This window comes from Reichenbachiella sp. MALMAid0571 (assembly GCF_040151475.1).
In the GTDB taxonomy this organism is placed as follows: Bacteria; Bacteroidota; Bacteroidia; order Cytophagales; family Cyclobacteriaceae; genus CAXBNB01.
The window spans coordinates 1-686 of record NZ_JBDKWG010000011.1 but is presented as its reverse complement, the minus strand read 5'-3'; the positions used below and the strand labels follow the sequence as shown (position 1 = coordinate 686).

The following is a 686-nucleotide window of genomic DNA, read 5'->3' as shown; positions in this document are numbered from 1 at the left end:
AGTCGAGTAGGTAAAGGGGAATTGCACCCCTAAACCTCTCCCAGAACCGTGCGTGAACCTCTCAATTCACACGGCTCTTATTATGCAGTCGATATGATCTAAAAATGATCAGACCAATTTGTAGCCCAATTCCCAATGGTAAAATAAGTTTGGATAAGAGTTCGTAACCCGCCTGAGCCATTTTACAGCTTTGACTTTGCTTCCTTTGAAGCTTTTGTACTTGTTCAATATCCACCTTATCAACCGATGGTGTAAGTAGTAGAACACTGGGTTTAAACTTCTTCGACTAATCTTTCCATAATACTGTATCCAACCTCGAATCTTAGGGTTCAGCAATGTTGCCAAATCCTGTATCCCTCGTTGCGTTTTATTATGAAATTCTAACTTTCGAAGTTCTTGTGTTATCCGTACTTTCGATTTACGACTCATTTTACAGTCAAATTGCAGAAAACTACCTCCTTGTCTTAGTCTATTCCTGATCGGTTGAAAACTAAATCCAAGAAAATCAAACTGTACAGGATAACCTTTTAGATTTCTGCCATCTTTCTTACAATATACTATTTTCGTCTTCTCAGGATGGGCTCGTAAACCGCAAACTTCTAGACGTTCTTTTAGTGATGCAAGTATTCTGTCAGCTTCTATTTGGCTCCTGCAATGAATGATCAGGTCATCAGCATACCGTACCA

Annotated in this window: 1 protein-coding gene; it reads right to left on the bottom strand. The window is 39.4% G+C overall.

All coding sequences use genetic code 11. The features are described from left to right. Positions 1-108: 108 nt before the first annotated feature. Positions 109-686: group II intron maturase-specific domain-containing protein (locus AAOP42_RS00145; RefSeq protein WP_349526426.1), on the bottom strand; the 578-nt coding region annotated here is incomplete at its 5' end.